The organism is Streptomyces sp. NPDC031121 (genome assembly GCF_055570615.1).
In genome coordinates, this window is sequence record NZ_JBVIGV010000014.1 from 167,140 (window position 1) to 185,844 (window position 18,705).

General features: G+C 75.3%; 20 protein-coding genes. 7 read left to right on the forward strand and 13 right to left on the reverse strand.

The features are described 5' to 3' along the window. Positions 1-174 precede the first annotated feature (174 nt). The gene (locus ACZ462_RS25690) at positions 175-504 is read left to right on the forward strand and encodes a hypothetical protein (protein WP_467809947.1); all 330 of its coding nucleotides are present in this window, start codon (positions 175-177) and stop codon (positions 502-504) included. A gap of 115 nt (positions 505-619) precedes the next feature. Here the strand turns inward: ACZ462_RS25690 and ACZ462_RS25695 are convergent, their stop codons facing one another. From ACZ462_RS25695 to ACZ462_RS25710, 4 genes are all read right to left on the reverse strand, one after another. Beyond that, the gene (locus tag ACZ462_RS25695) at positions 620-946 is read right to left on the reverse strand and encodes a hypothetical protein (protein ID WP_467809948.1); all 327 of its coding nucleotides are present in this window, start codon (positions 944-946) and stop codon (positions 620-622) included. 71 nt (positions 947-1,017) lie between these two features. Next, positions 1,018-1,233: a hypothetical protein gene (locus ACZ462_RS25700; RefSeq protein ID WP_467809950.1), complete on the reverse strand. Its 216-nt coding sequence runs from the start codon at positions 1,231-1,233 to the stop codon at positions 1,018-1,020. Between the two features lie 58 nt (positions 1,234-1,291). Next, the gene (locus tag ACZ462_RS25705) at positions 1,292-2,188 is read right to left on the reverse strand and encodes an arylamine N-acetyltransferase family protein (protein ID WP_467809951.1); all 897 of its coding nucleotides are present in this window, start codon (positions 2,186-2,188) and stop codon (positions 1,292-1,294) included. Between the two features lie 30 nt (positions 2,189-2,218). After that, the gene (locus ACZ462_RS25710) at positions 2,219-3,361 is read right to left on the reverse strand and encodes an NADH-quinone oxidoreductase subunit D (protein WP_467809952.1); all 1,143 of its coding nucleotides are present in this window, start codon (positions 3,359-3,361) and stop codon (positions 2,219-2,221) included. A 96-nt stretch (positions 3,362-3,457) separates the two neighbouring features. On the opposite strand from ACZ462_RS25710, the gene ACZ462_RS25715 reads away from it, so the two are divergent. Further along, positions 3,458-3,949: a PH domain-containing protein gene (locus ACZ462_RS25715; RefSeq protein WP_467809954.1), complete on the forward strand. Its 492-nt coding sequence runs from the start codon at positions 3,458-3,460 to the stop codon at positions 3,947-3,949. After that, positions 3,946-5,379, forward strand: coding sequence for a PH domain-containing protein (locus ACZ462_RS25720; protein ID WP_467882869.1), 1,434 nt, complete (start codon positions 3,946-3,948; stop codon positions 5,377-5,379). Before ACZ462_RS25715 ends, ACZ462_RS25720 begins: the two co-directional genes overlap by 4 nt. 37 nt (positions 5,380-5,416) lie before the next feature. Here the strand turns inward: ACZ462_RS25720 and ACZ462_RS25725 are convergent, their stop codons facing one another. After that, complete coding sequence (locus ACZ462_RS25725) at positions 5,417-6,091, reverse strand: response regulator (protein ID WP_467809956.1); 675 nt, start codon at positions 6,089-6,091, stop codon at positions 5,417-5,419. 23 nt (positions 6,092-6,114) lie between these two features. After that, complete coding sequence (locus ACZ462_RS25730; protein ID WP_467809957.1) at positions 6,115-7,314, reverse strand: sensor histidine kinase; 1,200 nt, start codon at positions 7,312-7,314, stop codon at positions 6,115-6,117. 105 nt (positions 7,315-7,419) lie between these two features. Between ACZ462_RS25730 and ACZ462_RS25735 the strand changes: the two genes are divergently transcribed. Beyond that, on the forward strand, positions 7,420-8,394 hold the full coding sequence (locus ACZ462_RS25735; protein ID WP_467809958.1) for an SAM-dependent methyltransferase: 975 nt from the start codon (positions 7,420-7,422) through the stop codon (positions 8,392-8,394). Positions 8,395-8,491: 97 nt separating this feature from the next. Here ACZ462_RS25735 and ACZ462_RS25740 read toward each other — a convergent pair whose 3' ends face one another. Together ACZ462_RS25740 and ACZ462_RS25745 are read right to left on the reverse strand one after the other, a co-directional pair. Then, on the reverse strand, positions 8,492-10,045 hold the full coding sequence (locus ACZ462_RS25740; protein WP_467808930.1) for a M28 family metallopeptidase: 1,554 nt from the start codon (positions 10,043-10,045) through the stop codon (positions 8,492-8,494). Between the two features lie 173 nt (positions 10,046-10,218). Then, the gene (locus ACZ462_RS25745) at positions 10,219-11,340 is read right to left on the reverse strand and encodes a DUF5937 family protein (protein ID WP_467808929.1); all 1,122 of its coding nucleotides are present in this window, start codon (positions 11,338-11,340) and stop codon (positions 10,219-10,221) included. Between the two features lie 105 nt (positions 11,341-11,445). On the opposite strand from ACZ462_RS25745, the gene ACZ462_RS25750 reads away from it, so the two are divergent. Continuing rightward, positions 11,446-11,655: a hypothetical protein gene (locus ACZ462_RS25750; RefSeq protein WP_467808927.1), complete on the forward strand. Its 210-nt coding sequence runs from the start codon at positions 11,446-11,448 to the stop codon at positions 11,653-11,655. A 19-nt stretch (positions 11,656-11,674) separates the two neighbouring features. Here the strand turns inward: ACZ462_RS25750 and ACZ462_RS25755 are convergent, their stop codons facing one another. The 5 genes from ACZ462_RS25755 to ACZ462_RS25775 are packed head-to-tail and all read right to left on the reverse strand — an operon-like array spanning position 11,675 to position 17,137. Further along, positions 11,675-12,484: a type III pantothenate kinase gene (locus ACZ462_RS25755; protein ID WP_114053567.1), complete on the reverse strand. Its 810-nt coding sequence runs from the start codon at positions 12,482-12,484 to the stop codon at positions 11,675-11,677. 3 nt (positions 12,485-12,487) lie between these two features. Continuing rightward, positions 12,488-13,456: a carboxylating nicotinate-nucleotide diphosphorylase gene (gene nadC, locus ACZ462_RS25760; protein WP_467808926.1), complete on the reverse strand. Its 969-nt coding sequence runs from the start codon at positions 13,454-13,456 to the stop codon at positions 12,488-12,490. Next, on the reverse strand, positions 13,453-15,186 hold the full coding sequence (locus tag ACZ462_RS25765) for an L-aspartate oxidase (protein WP_467808925.1): 1,734 nt from the start codon (positions 15,184-15,186) through the stop codon (positions 13,453-13,455). The genes nadC and ACZ462_RS25765 overlap by 4 nt, the downstream gene beginning before the upstream one ends. After that, the gene (panC, locus tag ACZ462_RS25770; RefSeq protein ID WP_467808923.1) at positions 15,183-16,187 is read right to left on the reverse strand and encodes a pantoate--beta-alanine ligase; all 1,005 of its coding nucleotides are present in this window, start codon (positions 16,185-16,187) and stop codon (positions 15,183-15,185) included. The genes ACZ462_RS25765 and panC overlap by 4 nt, the downstream gene beginning before the upstream one ends. Next, on the reverse strand, positions 16,184-17,137 hold the full coding sequence (locus ACZ462_RS25775) for a Rossmann-like and DUF2520 domain-containing protein (RefSeq protein WP_467808922.1): 954 nt from the start codon (positions 17,135-17,137) through the stop codon (positions 16,184-16,186). Before ACZ462_RS25775 ends, panC begins: the two co-directional genes overlap by 4 nt. 97 nt (positions 17,138-17,234) lie before the next feature. Between ACZ462_RS25775 and ACZ462_RS25780 the strand changes: the two genes are divergently transcribed. Then, positions 17,235-18,392, forward strand: a complete 1,158-nt coding sequence (locus ACZ462_RS25780; RefSeq protein ID WP_467808920.1) for a threonine aldolase family protein — start codon at positions 17,235-17,237, stop codon at positions 18,390-18,392. 73 nt (positions 18,393-18,465) lie between these two features. Further along, complete coding sequence (locus tag ACZ462_RS25785) at positions 18,466-18,651, forward strand: DUF397 domain-containing protein (protein WP_467808919.1); 186 nt, start codon at positions 18,466-18,468, stop codon at positions 18,649-18,651. Positions 18,652-18,705: the final 54 nt, after the last annotated feature.

Here is an 18,705-nt window from a genome sequence, read left to right on the forward strand (position 1 = left end):
TACCCCCCCCCCCCCCCCCCCCCCCCCCCCCCCCCCCCCCCCCCCCCCCCCCCCCCCCCCCCCCCCCCGCCGCGTGGCATCGCGCCCGCAGCTCCCGCAGCTCCCGCAGCTCCCGCAGCGCCCGGGGAGGCCGGGGAGGGCGCGGCGCTGCCGGCGCGCCGCCCCGCCGCCCCCGTGGCCCCGTACCAGGCCGCCCGCCGGCCGGCGCCCCGCACGATGGGCGGCTTCGACTTCTTCGGCACGAAGAGCGCCGACCGGGCGCGCGCGGCGATCGAGTCGGTCCAGGACGAGGACCTCGCGGACGTGGTCGGCGCCGAGGCCCTCGAAGCCCACAAGGCGGAGTCCGACCGGGCCGCCGCCGCACCGCAGACCGACGCGGAGCAGGCCGCCGAGGGCCCGGCCGAGGCCGGGCAGCACGACGACGCCGGTCAGGTCATCGACCTGACCGAGCACGACGAGACCGAGCCCATCGACGTCGTCCGCCTCCGCAGCGCCATCTCCTAGGGCTGTGGCCGGGTCGGGGCCGGACGGACCCCGGCCGGCCCTCCCGGACCCGGCGGGCGCGGGAGGGACGGCCCGGCCGCCGCGACCCCCGTGCGCGGCGGATCCTGTGCTCCGGTCAGGGCCGGGCCAGGACGATCAGGACGGCGAGCACCTGGAGGCCCACCTGGGCGCCGTGCGCCGTCGCACGGAACCGGAACGGTGCGGCCACCGCCGCCGCGCAGGCGGCCGCCGCGGCGCCGCAGACCCACAGGAACGCTTCCCACGGGAACGGCGCGCAGCCGCCGTACACCAGGCACCGGCCGCCCGTGTCCGTGGCCAGCACCGCGAGTTCCGCGGCGGCCAGCAGAGGCAGGAACAGCACGAGGGCGATGACCGCCCCCCGGCGGATCCGGGTGGCGCGGGCCGCCTGCGCGGTGGGGGTGGTCTGCCGGTACCAGGTCATGCGGCCATCGTGTCCGGCGCGGCCGGCCGCCGGCATCCGTCCGCCTACTCACCCCCCGCGTGCCGCCCTACTCAGAACAGCGGCAGCTGGCCGGGGACTTCGGACAGTACGAAGCCGTCCAGTGTGGGCGCGGACGCGCCGAGCACGACCCGGGCCCGGGAGCCGGGGCAGGACACGAGGGCGCCCCGGTCCCGCCCGGCCGGCGGGTCGTGCCGGGCGATCCGGCCGGCGGTCACGGCGCAGTCGCGCCCGCAGGAAGGGCAGGCGCGTCGGGGTGAGTGGGCCATGCCCCCAGTCTGCCCTGCGGCACCGACAGCCCGCCCGGCGTCCTGCCGACGGCCGGCCCTACGAGCCGCCGGCCTCCGCCCGGGACGCGAGCCACGCCGCGTGGGCGCGGTCGACCCGGTCCCACAGCGCCTCGCGGTCCTCTTCGGTCAGCCCGCCGAGGTCGCGGCCGAACAGCCCGCCGACGACCGACCAGAACTCGCCCGGCGTCCCCAGCACCCGCTCGGTGTCCCCCTTGACCGGGTCGATGCGGTGCAGGACCCGCCCCCGCAGGGCGTCGACGCCGTCCGCGTCGCGCCGCAGCATCGCGAAGGTCCGTACGAAGCCGGAGTCCTCCGCGGTGGACAGCCGCGCGTGCACGGCCTCGAAGTCGGCCGTCGCGGCCGGCTCCGACAGGAAGTTCACCACCGGGCAGGGGGCGGCCTCGTTCGTGTACCGCCAGCCGGGCGCGTCCCCGCCGAGCGGCTCCAGCCCGTACGTGAACGCCCCCTGCCGGTGCGTGCCGGACCGCAGCGGCAGCGGCTCGTGCGGCCCGTCGCCCAGCCCGGCGTCGACGAAGAACTCCCCGCCGTCCACGCGGACGGTCAGGGCCAGGTGGTCGCCGCTGACGTCGCGCCGCTCGCGGTCCGCGGCCCCGAGCACGCCCGCGACGTGCCGCGTCACGTCGAAGCCGAGCTCCTCCAGCAGCAGCGCGAAGGCGCCGTTCAGGTGGAAGCAGTAGCCGCCGTGCCCGGCGGCGAAGCGGCGCGCGGACAGCGCCGGGTCGATGCCGGGCGGCCGCCCCAGCTGGATGTCGATGTTCTCGTACGGGACGCGCTCCAGGTGGGCGCGCTGCAGGGCGAAGAGGGTCTCGGCCGTCGGGCGGGGCGCCCGGGCGAAGCCGAGCCGCCGCAGGTACCCGCCGATGTCCTCCGCGGGCGTGCCGCCGCCGGGGTGGGTGCATATGCCTGAGGTCATCCCCGCACCCTAACGGCCCCTGGGCGCCCGCTACTTGTCGATGTCGCCGACGACGAAGAACAGCGAGCCGAGGATCGCCACCATGTCGGCGACGAGGGTGCCGGGCAGCAGCACGGACAGCGCCTGGATGTTGTTGTACGAGGCCGAGCGCAGCTTCAGCCGGTACGGGGTCTTCTCGCCCTTGGAGACGAGGTAGTAGCCGTTGATGCCGAGCGGGTTCTCGGTCCAGGCGTAGGTGGCGCCCTCGGGGGCCTTCAGCACCTTCGGCAGCCGCTGGTTGATCGGGCCGGGCGGCAGCTCGGCCAGCCGGTCCAGGCAGGCGTCCGCCAGGTCGAGGGCGTTGCGCGTCTGGTCGAGGAGGCATTCGAAGCGGGCCAGGCAGTCCCCCTCGGTGCGGGTGACCACCTCCAGGACGTCCTGGAGTTCGCCGTACGCCAGGTACGGCTCGTCGCGGCGCAGGTCGAAGTCGACGCCGGAGGCGCGGGCGATCGGGCCCGAGACGCCGTACGCGTGCACCGCCTCGGCCGACAGGACGCCGACGCCGCGGGTGCGGCCGCGGAAGATCTCGTTGCCGTGCACCAGCTTGTCGTAGACGTCCATGCGGCTGCGGACGTCGGCGACGGCGGCGCGGGTGCGGGCCTGCCATCCGGCCGGGAGGTCCTCCTTCAGGCCGCCCACCCGGTTGAACATGTAGTGCATGCGGCCGCCGGAGACCTCCTCCATGACGGCCTGGAGCTCCTCGCGCTCCCGGAACGCGTGGAAGATCGGCGTGATGCCGCCCAGCTCCAGGGGGTAGGAGCCGAGGAACATCAGGTGGTTCAGGACCCGGTTCAGCTCGGCCAGCAGGGTCCGCGTCCAGACGGCCCGCTCGGGGACCTCCATGCCGAGCATCCGCTCGACCGCCATGACCACGCCCAGCTCGTTGGAGAACGCCGACAGCCAGTCGTGGCGGTTGGCGAGCATGACGATCTGCCGGTAGTCGCGGGCCTCGAAGAGCTTCTCCGCGCCGCGGTGCATGTAGCCGACGACGGGCTCGGCGCTGACGATCCGCTCGCCGTCCAGGACGAGGCGCAGCCGCAGCACGCCGTGCGTGGAGGGGTGCTGCGGGCCGATGTTGAGCACCATGTCCGTGCTCTCCGCCGCGCCGCCGATGCCGACCGTGGTCTCCGTCATGCGGGCATTGTCGCAGCCCCGAGGTCTGTCCGGCGGATCAGGGCCGGACGCCGCGGGCCCGGCCGTGGTCCGCCGGGCAGACCATAGGCTGGACCCATGGAAACGGGGACGAAGGACGGGACGGGTCGGCCCGAGTGGGTGCGGCTGCCCGGGGGGCTGCTGGGTCTGCGGCGGCTGCTGCTGGTTCTGTGGACGGTGCCGCTGGCCGTCGTCAGCGCCGTGGTGCCCGCGCTGCTCGCGGGGCCGGTGTGGGCGGTGTGCGGGGGGTTCTGGCTCGCCGTCCTGGCCTGGGGCTGGTGGCTGCTGGAGCGGAACTGGCGTTCCTGGCGGTACGCCGAGCGCGCCGACGACCTGCTGATCGGCCGGGGGGTGCTCTGGCGGGAGGAGACCGTGGTCCCGTACGGGCGGATGCAGCTCGTCGAGGTGGCCTCGGGGCCGCTGGAGCGCCGCTTCGGGCTGGCCTCCCTCCAGCTGCACACGGCGGCCGCGGCGACGGACGCGAAGATCCCCGGGCTGGCGCCGGCCGAGGCCGAGCGGCTCCGGGACCGGCTCACCGAGCTGGGCGAGGCGAGGTCGGCGGGCCTGTGACCGACGGAACCGACCCCTCCGGCCCCTCGACCCCCAGCGGCCCGGCCGCCCCCGAGCCCCGGGATACCGCCGAGCCCGCGGCGCCCGCCGAGCCCGCGGCGCCTGCCGCGCCCGCCGCGCCTGCCGCGCCCGAGCCGGGCGCCGAGCAGCGGCTGCACGTCCTGACGCCGCTGCGCCGCGCCTGGGTGCCGATCGCCGCCACCTTCGGCATCGCCGCCCAGCAGGGCGACCGCGTGGCGGAGTGGGTCGGCGGCCTGAGCCCGGCGCTCCGCGCCGCCGTGCTGGCCGCGCTCGTCGCGTTCTTCTCCGCGTACGGCTTCCTCGGCTGGTGGTTCACGCGGTACGCGGTCACCGCCACCGAGCTGCGCATCCGCAGCGGGCTGCTCTTCCGGCGCACCGCCCACATCCGGCTCGACCGCATCCAGGCCGTGGACGTCACCCGGCCGCTGCTGGCCCGGGTGGCGGGCGTGGCCAAGCTCCGGCTCGACGTCATCGGCACCGCGGACAAGGACGAGCTGGCCTTCCTCGACGAGCGGACGGCCGTCGCGCTGCGCGCCGAGCTGCTGGCCCGCGCGGCCGGCTTCGCGCCCGAGCAGGCCGCCGGGGTGGGGGAGGCGCCGCAGCGTGAGCTGCTGCGGGTGCGGCCCCGGGACCTGGCGGTGGCGCTCGCGCTGACGCTGTCCGCCTGGGCGGCGGTGCCCGCCGTGGCGGCGGCCGCCTTCCTCGTGTGGCGGTACGCCGACAGCGCGTGGGCGTTCGCCGCGCTGCTGCCCGTCCTGGCGGGCGCCTGGGCGAGCACGGCCGGCCGCTTCCTGGCGGAGTACGACTGGCGGGTCGCCGAGTCCCCGGACGGGCTCCGCCTGGACCACGGCATGCTGGACCGGGCCCACGAGACCGTCCCGCCGGGGCGGGTGCAGTCCGTGCGGATCGTGGAGCCGCTGCTGTGGCGGCGGCGCGGCTGGGTCCGCGTCGAGCTGGCCGTCGCGGGGTCGGACAACGGAGTGCTCGTCCCGGTGGCCACCCGGGCCGCGGCCCGGGAGCTGATAGCCCGGATCCTGCCCGGCGCCGATCCGGAGGCCCTGGAGTTCGCGCCCGCACCGCGCGGAGCCGCGCGCTGGGTGGTGCCGGTGTGGTGGAAGGGGTACGCGCTGGCGGTATCCCCGGAGGTCTTCGCGGCCCGCCGCGGCCGGCTGTGCCGCCGTACGGAGATCGTCCCGCACGCCAAGGTGCAGAGCGTCCGGCTCACGCAGGGCCCCTGGGAGCGGGCCCGCGGCGTGGCCGACGTCCACGTCGACCACGGGGCCGACGGCACGGTCACCGCGCGGCTGAGGGCCGCGGACGAGGCCGCGGCCCTGCTCGCCGCCCAGGCGGACCGCTCGCGGACCTCCCGGGCGGGCGCCCGCCCGGACCGCTGGATGGCCGCCGGCTGACGACAGCCGGGCCGGCGGGGCGGGGCCGGGGCGGGCGCTACGCGGCGCCGCCGCCGGCCCGGACCAGCCCCGACTCGTAGGCGAGGACGACGACCTGCACCCGGTCCCGCAGGCTCAGCTTGGTCAGGATCCGGCCCACGTGCGTCTTGACCGTCGCCTCCGACAGCACCAGCCGGGCCGCGATCTCCCCGTTCGACAGCCCCTGCGCCACCAGCAGCATGACCTCCCGCTCGCGCTCGGTCAGCCGCTCGATCTCCTTGTTCTGCGGCTCCTGCGTGCTGGTCGGCAGCATCGGCGCGAACCGGTCCAGCAGCCTCCGCGTCGTCGACGGCGCCACCACGGCATCGCCGCTGTGCACCGAGCGGATCGCGGCCAGCAGCTCCGCCGGGGGCACGTCCTTCAGCATGAAGCCGCTCGCGCCGGCCTTCAGCCCGGAGAAGGCGTACTCGTCCAGGTCGAAGGTGGTCAGGATGATGACCTTCGGGTGCTCCGGGGCCTCGCAGATGCGCCGCGTCGCCTCCACCCCGTCCAGGCGGGGCATGCGCACGTCCATCAGCACCACGTCCACCTTGGTGGAGCGCAGCACCTCCAGCGCCTCCAGGCCGTCGCCCGCCTCGGCGACGACCTCCATGTCGGGCTGGGCGGCGAGCACCATCCGGAAGCCCGTGCGCAGCAGCACCTGGTCGTCGACCAGCATCACTCGGATGGACATCAGTTACCTCGACCTCGTCCTCGTCAACTCTTCTTGAGCGGAAGCAGCGCGCTGATCCGGAAGCCGCCGCCGGGACGCGGGCCCGCGTCCAGGGTTCCGCCGACCATACCGACCCGCTCGCGCATGCCGATCAGCCCGTGCCCGGCGCCGTCGGCCCCGCCGTCCTCGTACATCTCGTGGGCCGCGCCGCGGCCGTCGTCCTCGACGAGCAGCCCGAGGCCGTCGTCGAAGTAGACCAGGCGGACGCTGGCGCTGGCGTCCGGGCCGCCGTGCTTGCGCGTGTTCGTCAGCGCCTCCTGCACGATCCGGTACGCGGTGAGCTCCACCCCGGTGGGCAGCTTGCGCGGCGCGCCCTCCACCTCGAAGGAGACGTCGAGGCCGGCCGCCCGCACCTGCTCCACGAGGACCTCGATCTGCTCCACGTCCGGCTGGGGCACGTAGTCCTCGGACTCCTGCGGCTCGCCGGTGCGCAGCACGCCCAGCAGGCGGCGCATCTCGGCGAGCGCCTGCCGCCCGGTGCCGGAGATCGTCTGGAGGGCCTCCTTGGCCTGTTCGGGGGCCACGTCCATGACGTACGCCGCCCCGTCCGCCTGGACCACCATCACCGAGACGTTGTGCGCGACGACGTCGTGCAGCTCGCGGGCGATCCGGGCGCGCTCCGCGGCGACGGCGACCTTCGCCTGGGCCTCGCGCTCCTTCTCCAGCCGCTGGTTCCGCTCGACGAGCTCGGCGTAGTAGGCGCGGCGCGTGCGCAGGGAGTCGCCGAGCACCCAGGCGAGCGCGAAGGGGACCATGGCGAACAGCGTGAACAGGACGTTCGCCGTGCTGTCGCCCTTGTCGACCGGGAAGCGCAGCGAGTACAGCGGGGCCGCGGCCAGCCCGATGCCGAAGGCGGCCCGGGACAGGGCCCGCGGGATCGCGGCCGAGGCGGCCACCGTGTAGAGGACGACCAGCATGCCGAAGTCGGCGGTGTGGATCGGGACGCCCGCCAGCAGCTGGTAGGCGCCGGCGCCGACGGCCAGCGCGAACACCGACCGCGTCCACCGGCGGCGCAGGGCGACGGCCGCGCCCATGGCGGCCACCGAGGGGACCGCGAGGAGTTTGGCGGCGGTGCCGGAGCCGGAGCCGGCGACCTCGAGCAGCGCGATCCCGCACAGGAGGACAGCCCAGAAGGTGTCGACCCCCGTGGGGTGTCTGCGGAAGAAGTCGTAGAGGCGCTGCACGTCATCAGAGTAGGAAAACGGGATAGGTGCTGGAGTCAACCACAGGGGCGATCCGTCCTCCGGACGTGTACTCCGCAAGGTGGACGTGAGCTTAGCCTGTGGTGGATGAGCACTGAGGGCGGACGCCGCGGCCCGGTCGGCTGGCGCGCGGCGATGGAGGCGGCGCTGTACGGGCCGGGCGGCTTCTACGTGCGCCCGGGCGGGCCGGGCCCCGCCGGGCACTTCCGCACCTCCGTCCACGCCTCCCCGCTGTACGCGCGGGCCGTCGCCCGGCTGCTGTGCCGGGTCGACGGGCAGCTCGGCCGGCCGGACCGGCTGGACCTGGTCGACGTCGGCGCCGGGCGCGGGGAGCTGCTGGCCGGGGTGCTGGCGGCGCTGCCGGAGGAGACGGCCGCGCGGGTGCGCCCGTACGCGGTGGAGAAGGCGGCGCGGCCGGCCGGGCTGGACCCGCGGATCGCCTGGTCGGCCGCGCCGCCGCGGGGCGCGGTGGGGCTGCTGTTTGCCAACGAGTGGCTGGACAACGTCCCCCTGGATGTGGCCGAGGACGGGCGGTACGTCCTGGTGGGCCCGGACGGCGCGGAGAGCCCCGGCGGGCCGGTGGACGGCGCCGACCGGGAGTGGCTCGACCGGTGGTGGCCGGGCCCCGGCCGGGCCGAGATCGGCCGGCCGCGGGACGAGGCGTGGGCGGCGGCCGTCGCGACGCTGGGGCGGGGCCTGGCGGTGGCCGTCGACTACGCGCACACCCGCGCGGCCCGGCCCCCGCACGGCACGCTGACCGGCTTCCGGGAGGGCCGGCAGGTCCCGCCCGTGCCGGACGGCGGCTGCGACGTCACCGCGCACGTCGCCCTCGACTCCTGCGCCGGGCCGGGCGCGGTGCTGCTGACCCAGCGGGAGGCGCTGGCCTCGCTCGGCGTGTCGGGGGCCCGGCCGCCGCTGGCCCTGGCCTCGTCCGACCCGGCGGCGTACGTACGGGCGCTCGCGGCGGCGGGGGAGGCCGCGGAGCTCACGGCCCGGGGCGGCCTCGGCGACTTCGGGTGGCTGGTGCAGCCGGTCGGCGTGGAGGCCTGGCCGCAGGACTGAGCGGCTTGCCGCGGACGCGCGGCGGGGCCGGGCGGCGACGTGCACCGCCCGGCCCCGCCGGACCGTTTCCGCAGGCCGGCCGGAGCCGGTGCCGCTGCTACTCGGTGACCTCGTGGCCGTGGCCGTCGTGGAGGCCGCCGCCGCTGCCGGCGTTGCCGCCGGTCGGCTGCGAGACCACCGGACGCGACAGCGGCGCCAGGTCGTGGGCGTAGTGGCCGACCGCGTCCGCGATCACGTCCACGTTGATGTCCAGGGCCTTCTGGTCGATGTTGGACAGGTCGTCGCCCGCGGCGTGGTAGTTCGGGTCGTAGGCCTTGCCCGCCTCGCCGCCGAACTTGGCCGCCTGCCCCGCGGTCTTGATGCCCTCGGCGCCGGTGAAGGTGCCGCCCGAGGGGATGCCGACCTCGATGAACGGGCCGTAGTCCGAGCGGCCCGTGAAGTCGGTGCCCTCGTGCGGGATGTTCTTCGAGTCCAGGAAGTCGGTGATCCCCCGCTCCAGCTGGGCGGAGCCCTCCGGGCCCGGGCCGGCGCCGACGCCGTCGGAGTCGTCGCCGTCGTAGACGAAGTAGGCGGCGTTCGGCGAGCCGATCATGTCGAAGTTCAGGTACAGCTTGATCTGCTTCTTCTGCGCCTCGGTCAGGCCGCCGACGTACGCCTCGGAGCCGAGCAGGCCGAACTCCTCGGCCGACCACCAGGCGAACTTCACCTTGTTCTTGATCTTCTTCTGGTCGCCCGCCAGGCGCTGCGCCACCTGGAGGATGCCCGCGGAGCCCGAGCCGTTGTCGTTGATGCCCGGACCGGCCGCGACCGAGTCCAGGTGCGCGCCGAGGAAGACGGTGTTGTTCTCGTCGCCGCCCTTCGTCTCCGCGACGACGTTGAACGTCTTGCGCTGCTCGCGCAGCTCCCGGAGGTCCAGGGTGACCTCGACCGGGCCGGCCGCGGTCTCGGCGGCGAGCTTCTCGCCGTCCGCCTGGGTGACGCCGCCCGTCGGGATCTTCCCGGCGGCCGGGTCCCCGAGGGTGCCGTTGAGGGCGCCGTCGGTGTTGTTGTAGATGATCGCGCCGACCGCGCCGGCCGCCGCCGCGTTGGCCTGCTTCACCGCGAAGGTGCAGCCGCCGCGCTTGACCAGGGCGATCTTCCCGGTGAAGGCGCCCGCCGCGAAGTCGCCGGGCTCGCAGCCGTTGGTGCCGTCGGCGTCGACGGGTGCCGCCGCGAGCTGCGCCGTGATGCCGCCCTCCGGGCCGCTCGCGGTGTACGTCATCAGGTGGATGGGCACGTCGCGGCCGCTCGCGCCGTTCACCTTCAGGGTTTCCGCGACCTTCTCGACGTACGTGAATTCGAACTCGTTGCGCGAGACGGTGTATCCGGCGTTCCGCAGCACCGATTCCACGTACTGGGCGGACTGCACGTGGCCCTTGGAGCCGGCCACGCGGTTGCCGCCGTTGTAGTCGGCGATCGACTGGAAGACCTTCAGGTGGTTGTAGGCGCCCTTGCCGGTCGAGTCCTTGACCAGCTTCCTGGCCAGGGCGTCGGCGCGGGCGGCGTCGCTCTGGGGGCTGGTCGCCCCGGCCGGGCCGGCCAGGAGCAGGGGGGAGGCGAGGGCGGCGGCGGCCAGGGCGGCGGTCGCGGCAGCTATACGGCGTGACGGCATGAAGGTCCTTCCACGACGGGTGCGAGCGGACACACGGAAGCGAAACGCGCTACGTGGGGGGAGTGGTGGACGCACGGTATAGACGGGGAGGCGGATCTGGCCAGAGTTTTCGCTGATTCCGGTTTGTGAATTCCATATATCGGTACATCCGTATGGTTCGAAACCGGTCATCTCTACCGCAGGACGCCCTCGATGAAGTCGGGTCCGATCCGGGCAACCGCCCCCAGATCCAACTGGTGCTGCGCATAGCGCCCCTGACGGCGCGTATGCAGCAGACCCGCCTTCTTCAGGGCCGAAAGGTGCCGGGACACCTCCGGAGGGGTGATGCCGTGGACCCGCGCCAGCTCGCTCGTCGTGTACGGCGCCCTCGCCAGGCTCCGGCACAGCATCATCCGCATGGGGTGCGCGAGTGCCTCCATTCGGCGGCGGAGCAGGTCCACCGGGCCCGGGGAGGGCAGTCCGGGCCGGCGCAGCGGATAGTGGACGACCGGCCGCCAGCCGGGGGCGTGCAGCACGAGCAGGTGCGGCCAGCCGAAGTGCGTCGGGACGAACACCAGTCCGGGCCCCAGGTCCGGATCGGTCGCGGTCGCGGTGCCGTGCACCATCTTGTCCGCGGTGATGACGGTCCGCTCCGGATCGACGCCGAGGGCGCCCGAGACCTCCTCCAGCGCGGCCGCCAGCCCCTTGCGGCGCAGCACCTCCGCCTTGTGCCGGGCGTCCGCGGCCTGCTCCGGCTCCACCCGCCGCCACGTCTGCGCGAAGAACGCCTCGTCGCAGTCCTCCAGCAGCCGCCGCAGCCACACCCGTACGGCCGCGGTGTCGTCCAGCAGCCGCAGCGAGAACTCCAGCGGGCCGGGCCCGCGCGCCGCGGCCGTCTCCAGCACCCTGGCCCGCGCCCCCGCGTCGGTCAGCGGGGACGGCCCGCCGCCCTCGTTGTACAGAGCCAGCCAGCAGTGCTCCAGTGCGGCCGTCACGAACCGCTCGTCGTCCAGCCGGTCGAGGACGTCGAGCTCCTCGGCGAGCGTCGCCGCGGGCAGGCCGGTGCCGCCGGGGATCCCGGCGAAGGCCATGAATATGTCGGAGAACGAACTGCGCCACATGAAGTCGCCCTCCAGCAGCCGGTCCGCTATGCACGGATCGAGGCCGGCGGCCGTGGCGGCGGTCCAGGAGGCCAGCCCCGGATGGTGGGCTGGCTGGGACAGCGCGTGCAGGGCCATGCACAGCTCGGCGAGCGGGGAGGGGGCGAACGCGATGCGGTCGTCGGGCAGACCGGCGATGTCGATGGTGACGCTCATCGGCCCATTCTGGCCGCTCACCGCTGTGACCAGGCACGACATGGTCGATTGACGGCATCTGCACATCGTCGTGCGGTCCGGCCCGGACGGGTCCAGGGTGGATGCATGACAGCGATCGAGCAGTACCTCGTCGACACGTACCGGGCGGCCCAGCACGGCACCGCGCCGCCCCCGCCGCCGGGCCGCCACGATGCCGCCGCGGTGCGCGAGGCCCGTACGTACGCCCAGTTCCGCGCGGTCGTCGACGGCCGCGCGGCGCAACACCCCTGGCGGGCGGCGGTCCGCCGCCTGCTGACCCGCCCGCGGCCCTGCTGAGGGCCGCGGGCCGGGCCGGTCAGCCGAAGTTCGGGGCGTTGCGCTCGTAGACCAGGCGCAGCCCCACCAGGGTGAGCCACGGCTGGTGGTCGTCGATCACCGAGGACTCGCCCAGCACCATCGGCGCCAGGCCGCCGGTCGCGATCACGCGTACGTCGTCCGGGTCGCCGTGCGGGCCGGCCAGCTCGCGCGCCATCCGGGTCACGACGCCGTCCACCTGGCCCGCGAACCCGTACACCACGCCCGACTGCATCGCCTCGACGGTGGACTTGCCGATCACGTGCCGCGGCCGGGCCAGCTCGATCTTGCGGAGCTGCGCGCCGCGCACGCCGAGCGCCTCCATCGAGATCTCTATGCCCGGGGCGATCACCCCGCCCACGTACTCGCCGCGGGCGGACACCGCGTCGAAGGTGGTCGCGGTGCCGAAGTCCACCACGATCGCGGGGCCGCCGTAGAGCTCGACGGCCGCGACCGCGTTGATGATGCGGTCCGCGCCGACCTCCTTCGGGTTGTCCATCAGGATCGGCACGCCCGTCTTGATGCCGGGCTCGACCAGCACCGCCGGGACGTCGCCGTAGTAGCGGCGGGTCACCTCGCGCAGCTCGTGCAGCACCGACGGCACCGTCGAGCAGATCGCGATGCCGTGGATGCCGTCGCCGAGCTCGCTGCCCAGCATCGGGTGCGTGCCCATCAGGCCCTGCATCAGGACGGCCATCTCGTCGGCCGTGCGGCGCGGGTCGGTGGAGATGCGCCAGTGCTCGACGATCTCCTCCCCGTCGAAGAGGCCGAGCACCGTGTGGGTGTTGCCCACGTCGATGGTGAGCAGCACCGGTTACACCGCCTCGCGCAGGTCGAGGCCGATGTCGAGGATGGGCGAGGAGTGGGTCAGCGCGCCCACCGCGAGGTAGTCGACGCCCGTCTCGGCGTACGCGCGGGCGGTGTCCAGGGTGAGCCGGCCGGAGGACTCCAGGACGGCCCGGCCGGCCACCAGGGTGACGGCCTCCTCGGTCTCGGGCACCGTGAAGTTGTCCAGCAGGATCAGGTCGGCGCCCGCGTCGAGGACCTCGCGGACCTGGTGCATCGTGTCGACCTCGACCTCGATCGGCACCTCCGGGAACGCCTCGCGAACGGCCCGGAACGCCTCCGCGACACCGCCCGCGGCGACGACGTGGTTGTCCTTGACCAGCGCGGCGTCCGACAGCGACATGCGGTGGTTGGCGCCGCCGCCGCAGCGGACCGCGTACTTCTCCAGGGAGCGCAGGCCCGGGGTCGTCTTGCGGGTGTCGCGGACCTTCGCCTTGGTGCCCTCCAGGACGTCCGCCCAGCGGCGGGTGGCCGTCGCGATGCCGGACAGCCGGCACACGATGTTCAGGGCGCTGCGCTCGGCCGTCAGCAGGTCCCGGGTGCGGGCCCGCACCGACAGCAGCACGTCGCCCTTCTTCACCGCGTCGCCGTCCTCGGCGTGCCGCTCGACCTCGAAGGACTCGGTGCAGACGACGGAGAAGACGGCCTCGGCGATCCGCAGGCCGGCCACGACGCCGTCCTCGCGGGCGACGAAGTCGGCCACGGCCTCGGCGTCCTCGGGCACGGTCGCCACCGTGGTGACGTCCTCGCCGCCGTCGAGGTCCTCGGCCAGCGCCATGTGGGCGATGTCCTCGACCTCGACCGGGTCCAGCCCGGCGTCGGCCAGCAGCTGGGCGAGCGCCGGGTCCAGGCCGCTCTCCTCGCCGTCGGCGCAGCCGCAGCCGTCGCCGCAGCCGCCTTCGTTCTGCTCGATCAGGGGGAGTTCGGGGGTGCTCACGTTGACTGCTCCTGGCTCAGGGGGTGCTGTACGGACGGGAAGTCCGCGGAGTCGGTGGTGGTGACGACCAGGGCCCGCTTCTCGGTGGCGGACAGCCTGACGACGAGGTGGCGGCGCCAGGCGGCGTCGTCGCGGTCGGGGAAGTCCTCGCGCCAGTGGCAGCCGCGGGTCTCCTCGCGCCGCAGCGCGGCGGCGACCAGCACCCGGGCCACGCACAGCAGGTTCGTGGCCTCCCAGGTCTCGGTCCCCGGCACGGCGGTCTTGCCGTCGGCCTCCTGGGCCGACAGCGCGGTCGCGTACAGGTCCTCCAGCGCGGCGGCGGCCCGGCGCAGCGACGCGGCGGAGCGCAGCACGCCCGCCCCCTCGGTCATGATGCGCTGCACCTCCTGGCGCGCCTCGGCGGGCTGGAGCGGGCCGGTGGAGGGGACCGGGATGCCCGGGCCGGTGCCGGCGGGCTGCGTGCGGGCGATGTCCTCGGCGATCCGCTCCGCGAAGACCAGGCCCTCCAGCAGCGAGTTCGACGCCAGCCGGTTCGCGCCGTGGACGCCAGTGCAGGCGACCTCCCCGCACGCGTACAGGCCGGGCACCGTGGTGCGGCCGTGCAGGTCGGTGCGGACGCCGCCGGAGGCGTAGTGCGCGGCGGGCGCGACCGGGATCGGCTCCGTCACCGGGTCGATGCCGTGCGCGCGGCAGGCGGCCAGGATCGTCGGGAAGCGCTGCTCCCACATCTCGGCGCCGAAGTGCCGGGCGTCGAGGTACATGTGCTGCGCGCCCTGCTCCTGCATGCGGCGCATGATGCCCTTGGCGACGATGTCGCGGGGCGCGAGTTCGGCCAGCTCGTGCGCACCGACCATGAAGCGGACGCCGTCGGCGTCGACGAGGTGCGCGCCCTCGCCGCGGACCGCCTCGGACACGAGCGGCTGCTGGCCCTCGGCGTCGGGCCCGAGGAAGAGCACGGTCGGGTGGAACTGGACGAACTCCAGGTCGGAGACCTCGGCCCCGGCGCGCAGCGCGAGCGCGACGCCGTCGCCGGTGGACACCGGCGGGTTGGTGGTCGCGGAGAACACCTGGCCCATGCCGCCGGTCGCGAGGATCACGGCGGGCGCGTGGACGGCGCCGACGCCGTCGTGCTGGCCCTCGCCCATGACGTGGAGGGTCACTCCGGCGGTGCGGCCCTCGGCGTCCTGGAGCAGGTCCAGGACCAGGGCGTTCTCGACGGTCCGGATGCCCGCGGCGTGCACGGCCTCGACGAGCGCCCGGGAGATCTCCGCGCCGGTGGCGTCGCCGCCGGCGTGAGCGATGCGGCGCCGGTGGTGGCCGCCCTCGCGGGTCAGCTCGATCTCCCCGGTCTCCGCGGACGTGTCGAAGCGGGCCCCGGAGGCGATCAGGCGCCGCACGGCGTCCGGCCCCTCGGTGACCAGCAGCCGCACCGCGTCCCCGTCGCACAGGCCGGCGCCCGCGACGAGGGTGTCGTCCAGGTGCTGCTCGGGGGTGTCGCCCTCGCCGAGGGCGGCCGCGATGCCGCCCTGGGCCCATCGGGTGGAGCCGTCGTCCAGCCGGGCCTTGGTGACGACGACGGTGCTGCGGCCCGCGGCGGCGCAGCGCAGGGCGGCGGTCAGGCCGGCCACGCCGGAGCCGACGACCACGACGTCGGCGTCGAGGGCCCAGCCGGGTGCGGGCGCGTGCAGCCGTATGCCGGTGCCGGCGGGGGCTGCGCCAGGGGTGCTCACGAGTGTGCTCCGAACTCCAATGGGATGTTGTCGATCAGCCGGGTGGCGCCGACCTTCGCGGCGACGGCCAGCACGGCCCGCCCGGTGAAGTCCGGGCCGACGTCGGTGAAGTCCTCCGGGTCCACGAGCGCCAGGTAGTCCAGCACCAGCGGCGGATCCAGCCGGGCGGCCTCCTCCAGCACGTGCAGGGACGCGGCTCGCACGGCGTCGGGCAGGCCGGCCCCCGCCGCGGACACGGCGTGCGCGTCGGCGGAGGCCCGGATCTCCCCGAGCCGGGCCAGGGCGGTGGCCCGCTCGTCGCTGGCCGGGGAGGCCTCGGCGCGGGCGCGCAGCGCGGCCTGCGCGGCGAGCCGGTCGCGGCCCGCGAACAGGGCGCGGGACAGGGCGAGGGCGGTGCGCCGCTCGGCCGCGTCCAGGTAGCGGTTGCGGGAGGACAGGGCGAGCCCGTCCTCCTCGCGGACGGTCGGTACGCCGACGATCTCGACGGGGAAGTTCAGGTCGGTCGCCATCCGCCGGATCAGGGCGAGCTGCTGGGCGTCCTTCTGGCCGAAGAGGGCCAGGTCGGGGCGGGTGAGGTGGAGCAGCTTGGCGACGACGGTGAGCATCCCGTCGAAGTGCCCGGGCCGGGTGGCGCCCTCCAGCCGCCCGCCCATCGGCCCGGAGCTGATCCGGACCTGCGGCGCCCCGCCGGGGTAGACCTCCTCGACGGCCGGGGCGAACACGGCGTCGGCGCCGGCCTCCCGGGCCAGGGCGAGGTCGGCGTCGAGGGTGCGCGGATAGCGGTCGAGGTCCTCGTTCGCCCCGAACTGCAGGGGGTTGACGAAGACGGTGACGACGACCTGCCCCTCGGGGCCGGCCTGCTCGCGCGCGGTGCGGACCAGGGTCGCGTGGCCCTCGTGCAGGGCGCCCATGGTCATGACGACGGCCCGCGGGCCGGAGCCCGCCCGCGGCAGCTTGGCCAGCTCCTCGGCGGTGTCGATCAGCAGCAGGTCGCGGCTCACCGGCCGTCGCTCCCTTCGGCGCCGCCGCCCGCGGCGTCGGCGCTGTCCGCGAGGACCCCCAGCAGGTCCTCGGCGAGTTCCGGCTTGAGCAGGCCGTGCGCGAGCGCCCGGTCGGCGGTCGTGCGGGCCATCGCCAGGTATCCGGCGACCGTGCCCGGGGCGTGCTTGCGCAGCTCCGAGACGTGCGCGGCGACGGTGCCCGCGTCGCCGCGGGCCACCGGCCCGGTCAGCGCGGCGTCGCCCGAGCGCAGGGCGTTGTCCAGGGCGGCGCCCAGCAGCGGGCCGAGCATCCGGTCCGGGTGCTCCACGCCGGCCTTGCGCAGCAGCTCCATGGCCTGCGCGACCAGCGTGACGAGGTGGTTGGCGCCGAGGGCGAGGCCCGCGTGGTACAGCGGGCGCGCCTCCTCCGCGATCCACTCCGGCTCGCCACCCATCTCGATGACCAGCGCCTCCGCGGCGAGCCGCAGCTCCTCGGGGGCGGTGACGCCGAAGGAGCAGCCGGCGAGCCGCTGCACGTCGACCTCGGTGCCGGTGAAGGTCATCGCCGGGTGCAGGGCCAGCGGGAGCGCGCCCGCGCGCCGCGCCGGGTCCAGGACGGCGGCCCCGTACCGGCCCGAGGTGTGCACGAGCAGCTGGCCGGGCCGGACCGCGCCGGTCTCGGCGAGGCCCTGGACCAGCCCGGGCAGGGCGTCGTCGGGGACGGTCAGCAGCACCAGGTCCGCCAGCTCCAGCACCCGCGCGGGCGGGACGAGCGGCACGCCGGGCAGCATCCGCTCCGCGCGGCGGCGGGAGGCGTCGGAGACGCCGGAGACGGCGACGGGCCGGTGGCCGGCCAGCCGGAGGGCGCAGGCCAGCGCGGGGCCGACCCGGCCGGCCCCGACGACGCCGACGGACAGCCGGGCGGGCCGGGCGGACGGATCCGGGGGTTCCGTCGGATGGGGTGCGTTCACGCGGGAAGGGCCTTCCGTTCCAGTCCGCGGGGGTACCGGACGATACGCCGCCATGCTAGCCCCTGGCCGCCCGGCGCGATCAGGGATGATCTGGGTCATGACGGATGACATCGAGCGGGCGAACCGGCTGGTGGCGGCCGCCCGCACCGCGCGGCGCACGCTGCGGCGCGGCGCGCGGGAGGCCACGGTCGGCGAGCTGCTGGCCGGCCTGGCGGGCCTGGCCGGCCCCGACCCCGAGGAGCCGGCGGACCTGTACGGCGACGGCGTGGTCGCCCGCCTGGAAGAGCGGGTGGCGCAGCTGCTCGGCATGGAGGCCGCGGCGTTCTTCCCCTCCGGGACCATGGCCCAGCAGATCGCGCTGCGCTGCTGGGCCGGCCGTACCGGCAGCCCGGTGGTGGCCCTGCACCCGATGAGCCACCCCGAGGTGTGGGAGGGCGGGGCCCTGTCGCTGGTCTCCGGGCTGCGCACGGTGCACCCGACGCGGGAGCCGCGCCAGCCGACCGCGGCGGAGGTCGCCGAGCTGGCGGAGCCCTTCGGCACGCTGGTGCTGGAGCTGCCGCTGCGCGACGCGGGCTTCCTGCTGCCGACCTGGGAGGAGCTCGTGGGGCTGGTCGAGGCGGCCCGGGAGCGGGACGCGGTGGTCCACTTCGACGGGGCGCGGCTGTGGGAGTCCACCGTCCGCTTCGGCCGCCCGCTGCCCGAGATCGCCGGACTCGCCGACTCCGTCTACGTGTCCTTCTACAAGTCGCTGGGAGGCCTCAGCGGGGCCGCCCTCGCCGGGCCGGCCGCGCTGGTGGAGGAGGCCAGGGTGTGGCGCCACCGCTACGGCGGCCAGGTCTTCCGCCAGTTCCCGCAGGCCCTGTCCGCGCTGGCCGGGCTGGAGCGGGAGCTGCCCCGGCTGCCGGAGTACGTCGCCCACGCCCGGACCGTCGCGCAGGCCCTGCGGGAGGGCTTCGGCGCGGCCGGGCTGCCCTGGTTCCGGATCCACCCGGAGGAGCCGCACACCCACCAGTTCCAGGTGTGGCTGCCTTACGGGGCGGACCTCCTGACCGACGCGGGGATCCGGCTCGCGGAGGAGACCGGCACGCTGCTGTTCCGCAGCTGGTCGCCGGGGCCCGTGCCCGGCCTGTCGGTGACGGAGGTGGAGGTGGGCGAGCCGGGCCTGGAGTGGAGCGCGGAGGACGTCGTCCGTGCCGCCGCCGCCTTCGCCGACCGTATGGAACCGGCCACGACGCACCGAATTCGGCCGAAGTAGCCGAACGGGGCCCGCCCCGGAGTTACCGTCCCACCACGGGAAGTACCAGCCCGTCCCTCGGAGGAGAGACCACATGACCGCTCACCCCGCCTGGCAGAAGTCCTCGTACTGCGGCGACGGCGATGCCTGCGTCTACGTGTCCGCGGCCCCCGGCCACCTCGTGCGCGTCGCCGATCTGAGCGACCCGGCGCACCTCGTCCTGGCCACCACGCAGTCCGCGTGGGCCGACTTCCTGCGGGCCGTCAAGGAGCACGGCTGAGGCAGGGCCGCCGCCCCGGGGCCGCGGGCCCCGCCCCGTCGCCGCGCCGCAAAC

Coding starts and splice junctions, on each gene's coding strand:
- ACZ462_RS25750 (WP_467808927.1), top strand. CDS start 11,446: ATGACAGCGATCGAGCAGTACCTCGTCGACACGTACCGGGCGGCCCAG.
- ACZ462_RS25695 (WP_467809948.1), bottom strand. CDS start 946: ATGACCTGGTACCGGCAGACCACCCCCACCGCGCAGGCGGCCCGCGCC.
- ACZ462_RS25715 (WP_467809954.1), top strand. CDS start 3,458: ATGGAAACGGGGACGAAGGACGGGACGGGTCGGCCCGAGTGGGTGCGG.
- ACZ462_RS25740 (WP_467808930.1), bottom strand. CDS start 10,045: ATGCCGTCACGCCGTATAGCTGCCGCGACCGCCGCCCTGGCCGCCGCC.
- ACZ462_RS25735 (WP_467809958.1), top strand. CDS start 7,420: ATGAGCACTGAGGGCGGACGCCGCGGCCCGGTCGGCTGGCGCGCGGCG.
- ACZ462_RS25745 (WP_467808929.1), bottom strand. CDS start 11,340: ATGAGCGTCACCATCGACATCGCCGGTCTGCCCGACGACCGCATCGCG.
- ACZ462_RS25700 (WP_467809950.1), bottom strand. CDS start 1,233: ATGGCCCACTCACCCCGACGCGCCTGCCCTTCCTGCGGGCGCGACTGC.
- ACZ462_RS25710 (WP_467809952.1), bottom strand. CDS start 3,361: ATGACGGAGACCACGGTCGGCATCGGCGGCGCGGCGGAGAGCACGGAC.
- ACZ462_RS25725 (WP_467809956.1), bottom strand. CDS start 6,091: ATGTCCATCCGAGTGATGCTGGTCGACGACCAGGTGCTGCTGCGCACG.
- ACZ462_RS25780 (WP_467808920.1), top strand. CDS start 17,235: ATGACGGATGACATCGAGCGGGCGAACCGGCTGGTGGCGGCCGCCCGC.
- ACZ462_RS25785 (WP_467808919.1), top strand. CDS start 18,466: ATGACCGCTCACCCCGCCTGGCAGAAGTCCTCGTACTGCGGCGACGGC.
- ACZ462_RS25705 (WP_467809951.1), bottom strand. CDS start 2,188: ATGACCTCAGGCATATGCACCCACCCCGGCGGCGGCACGCCCGCGGAG.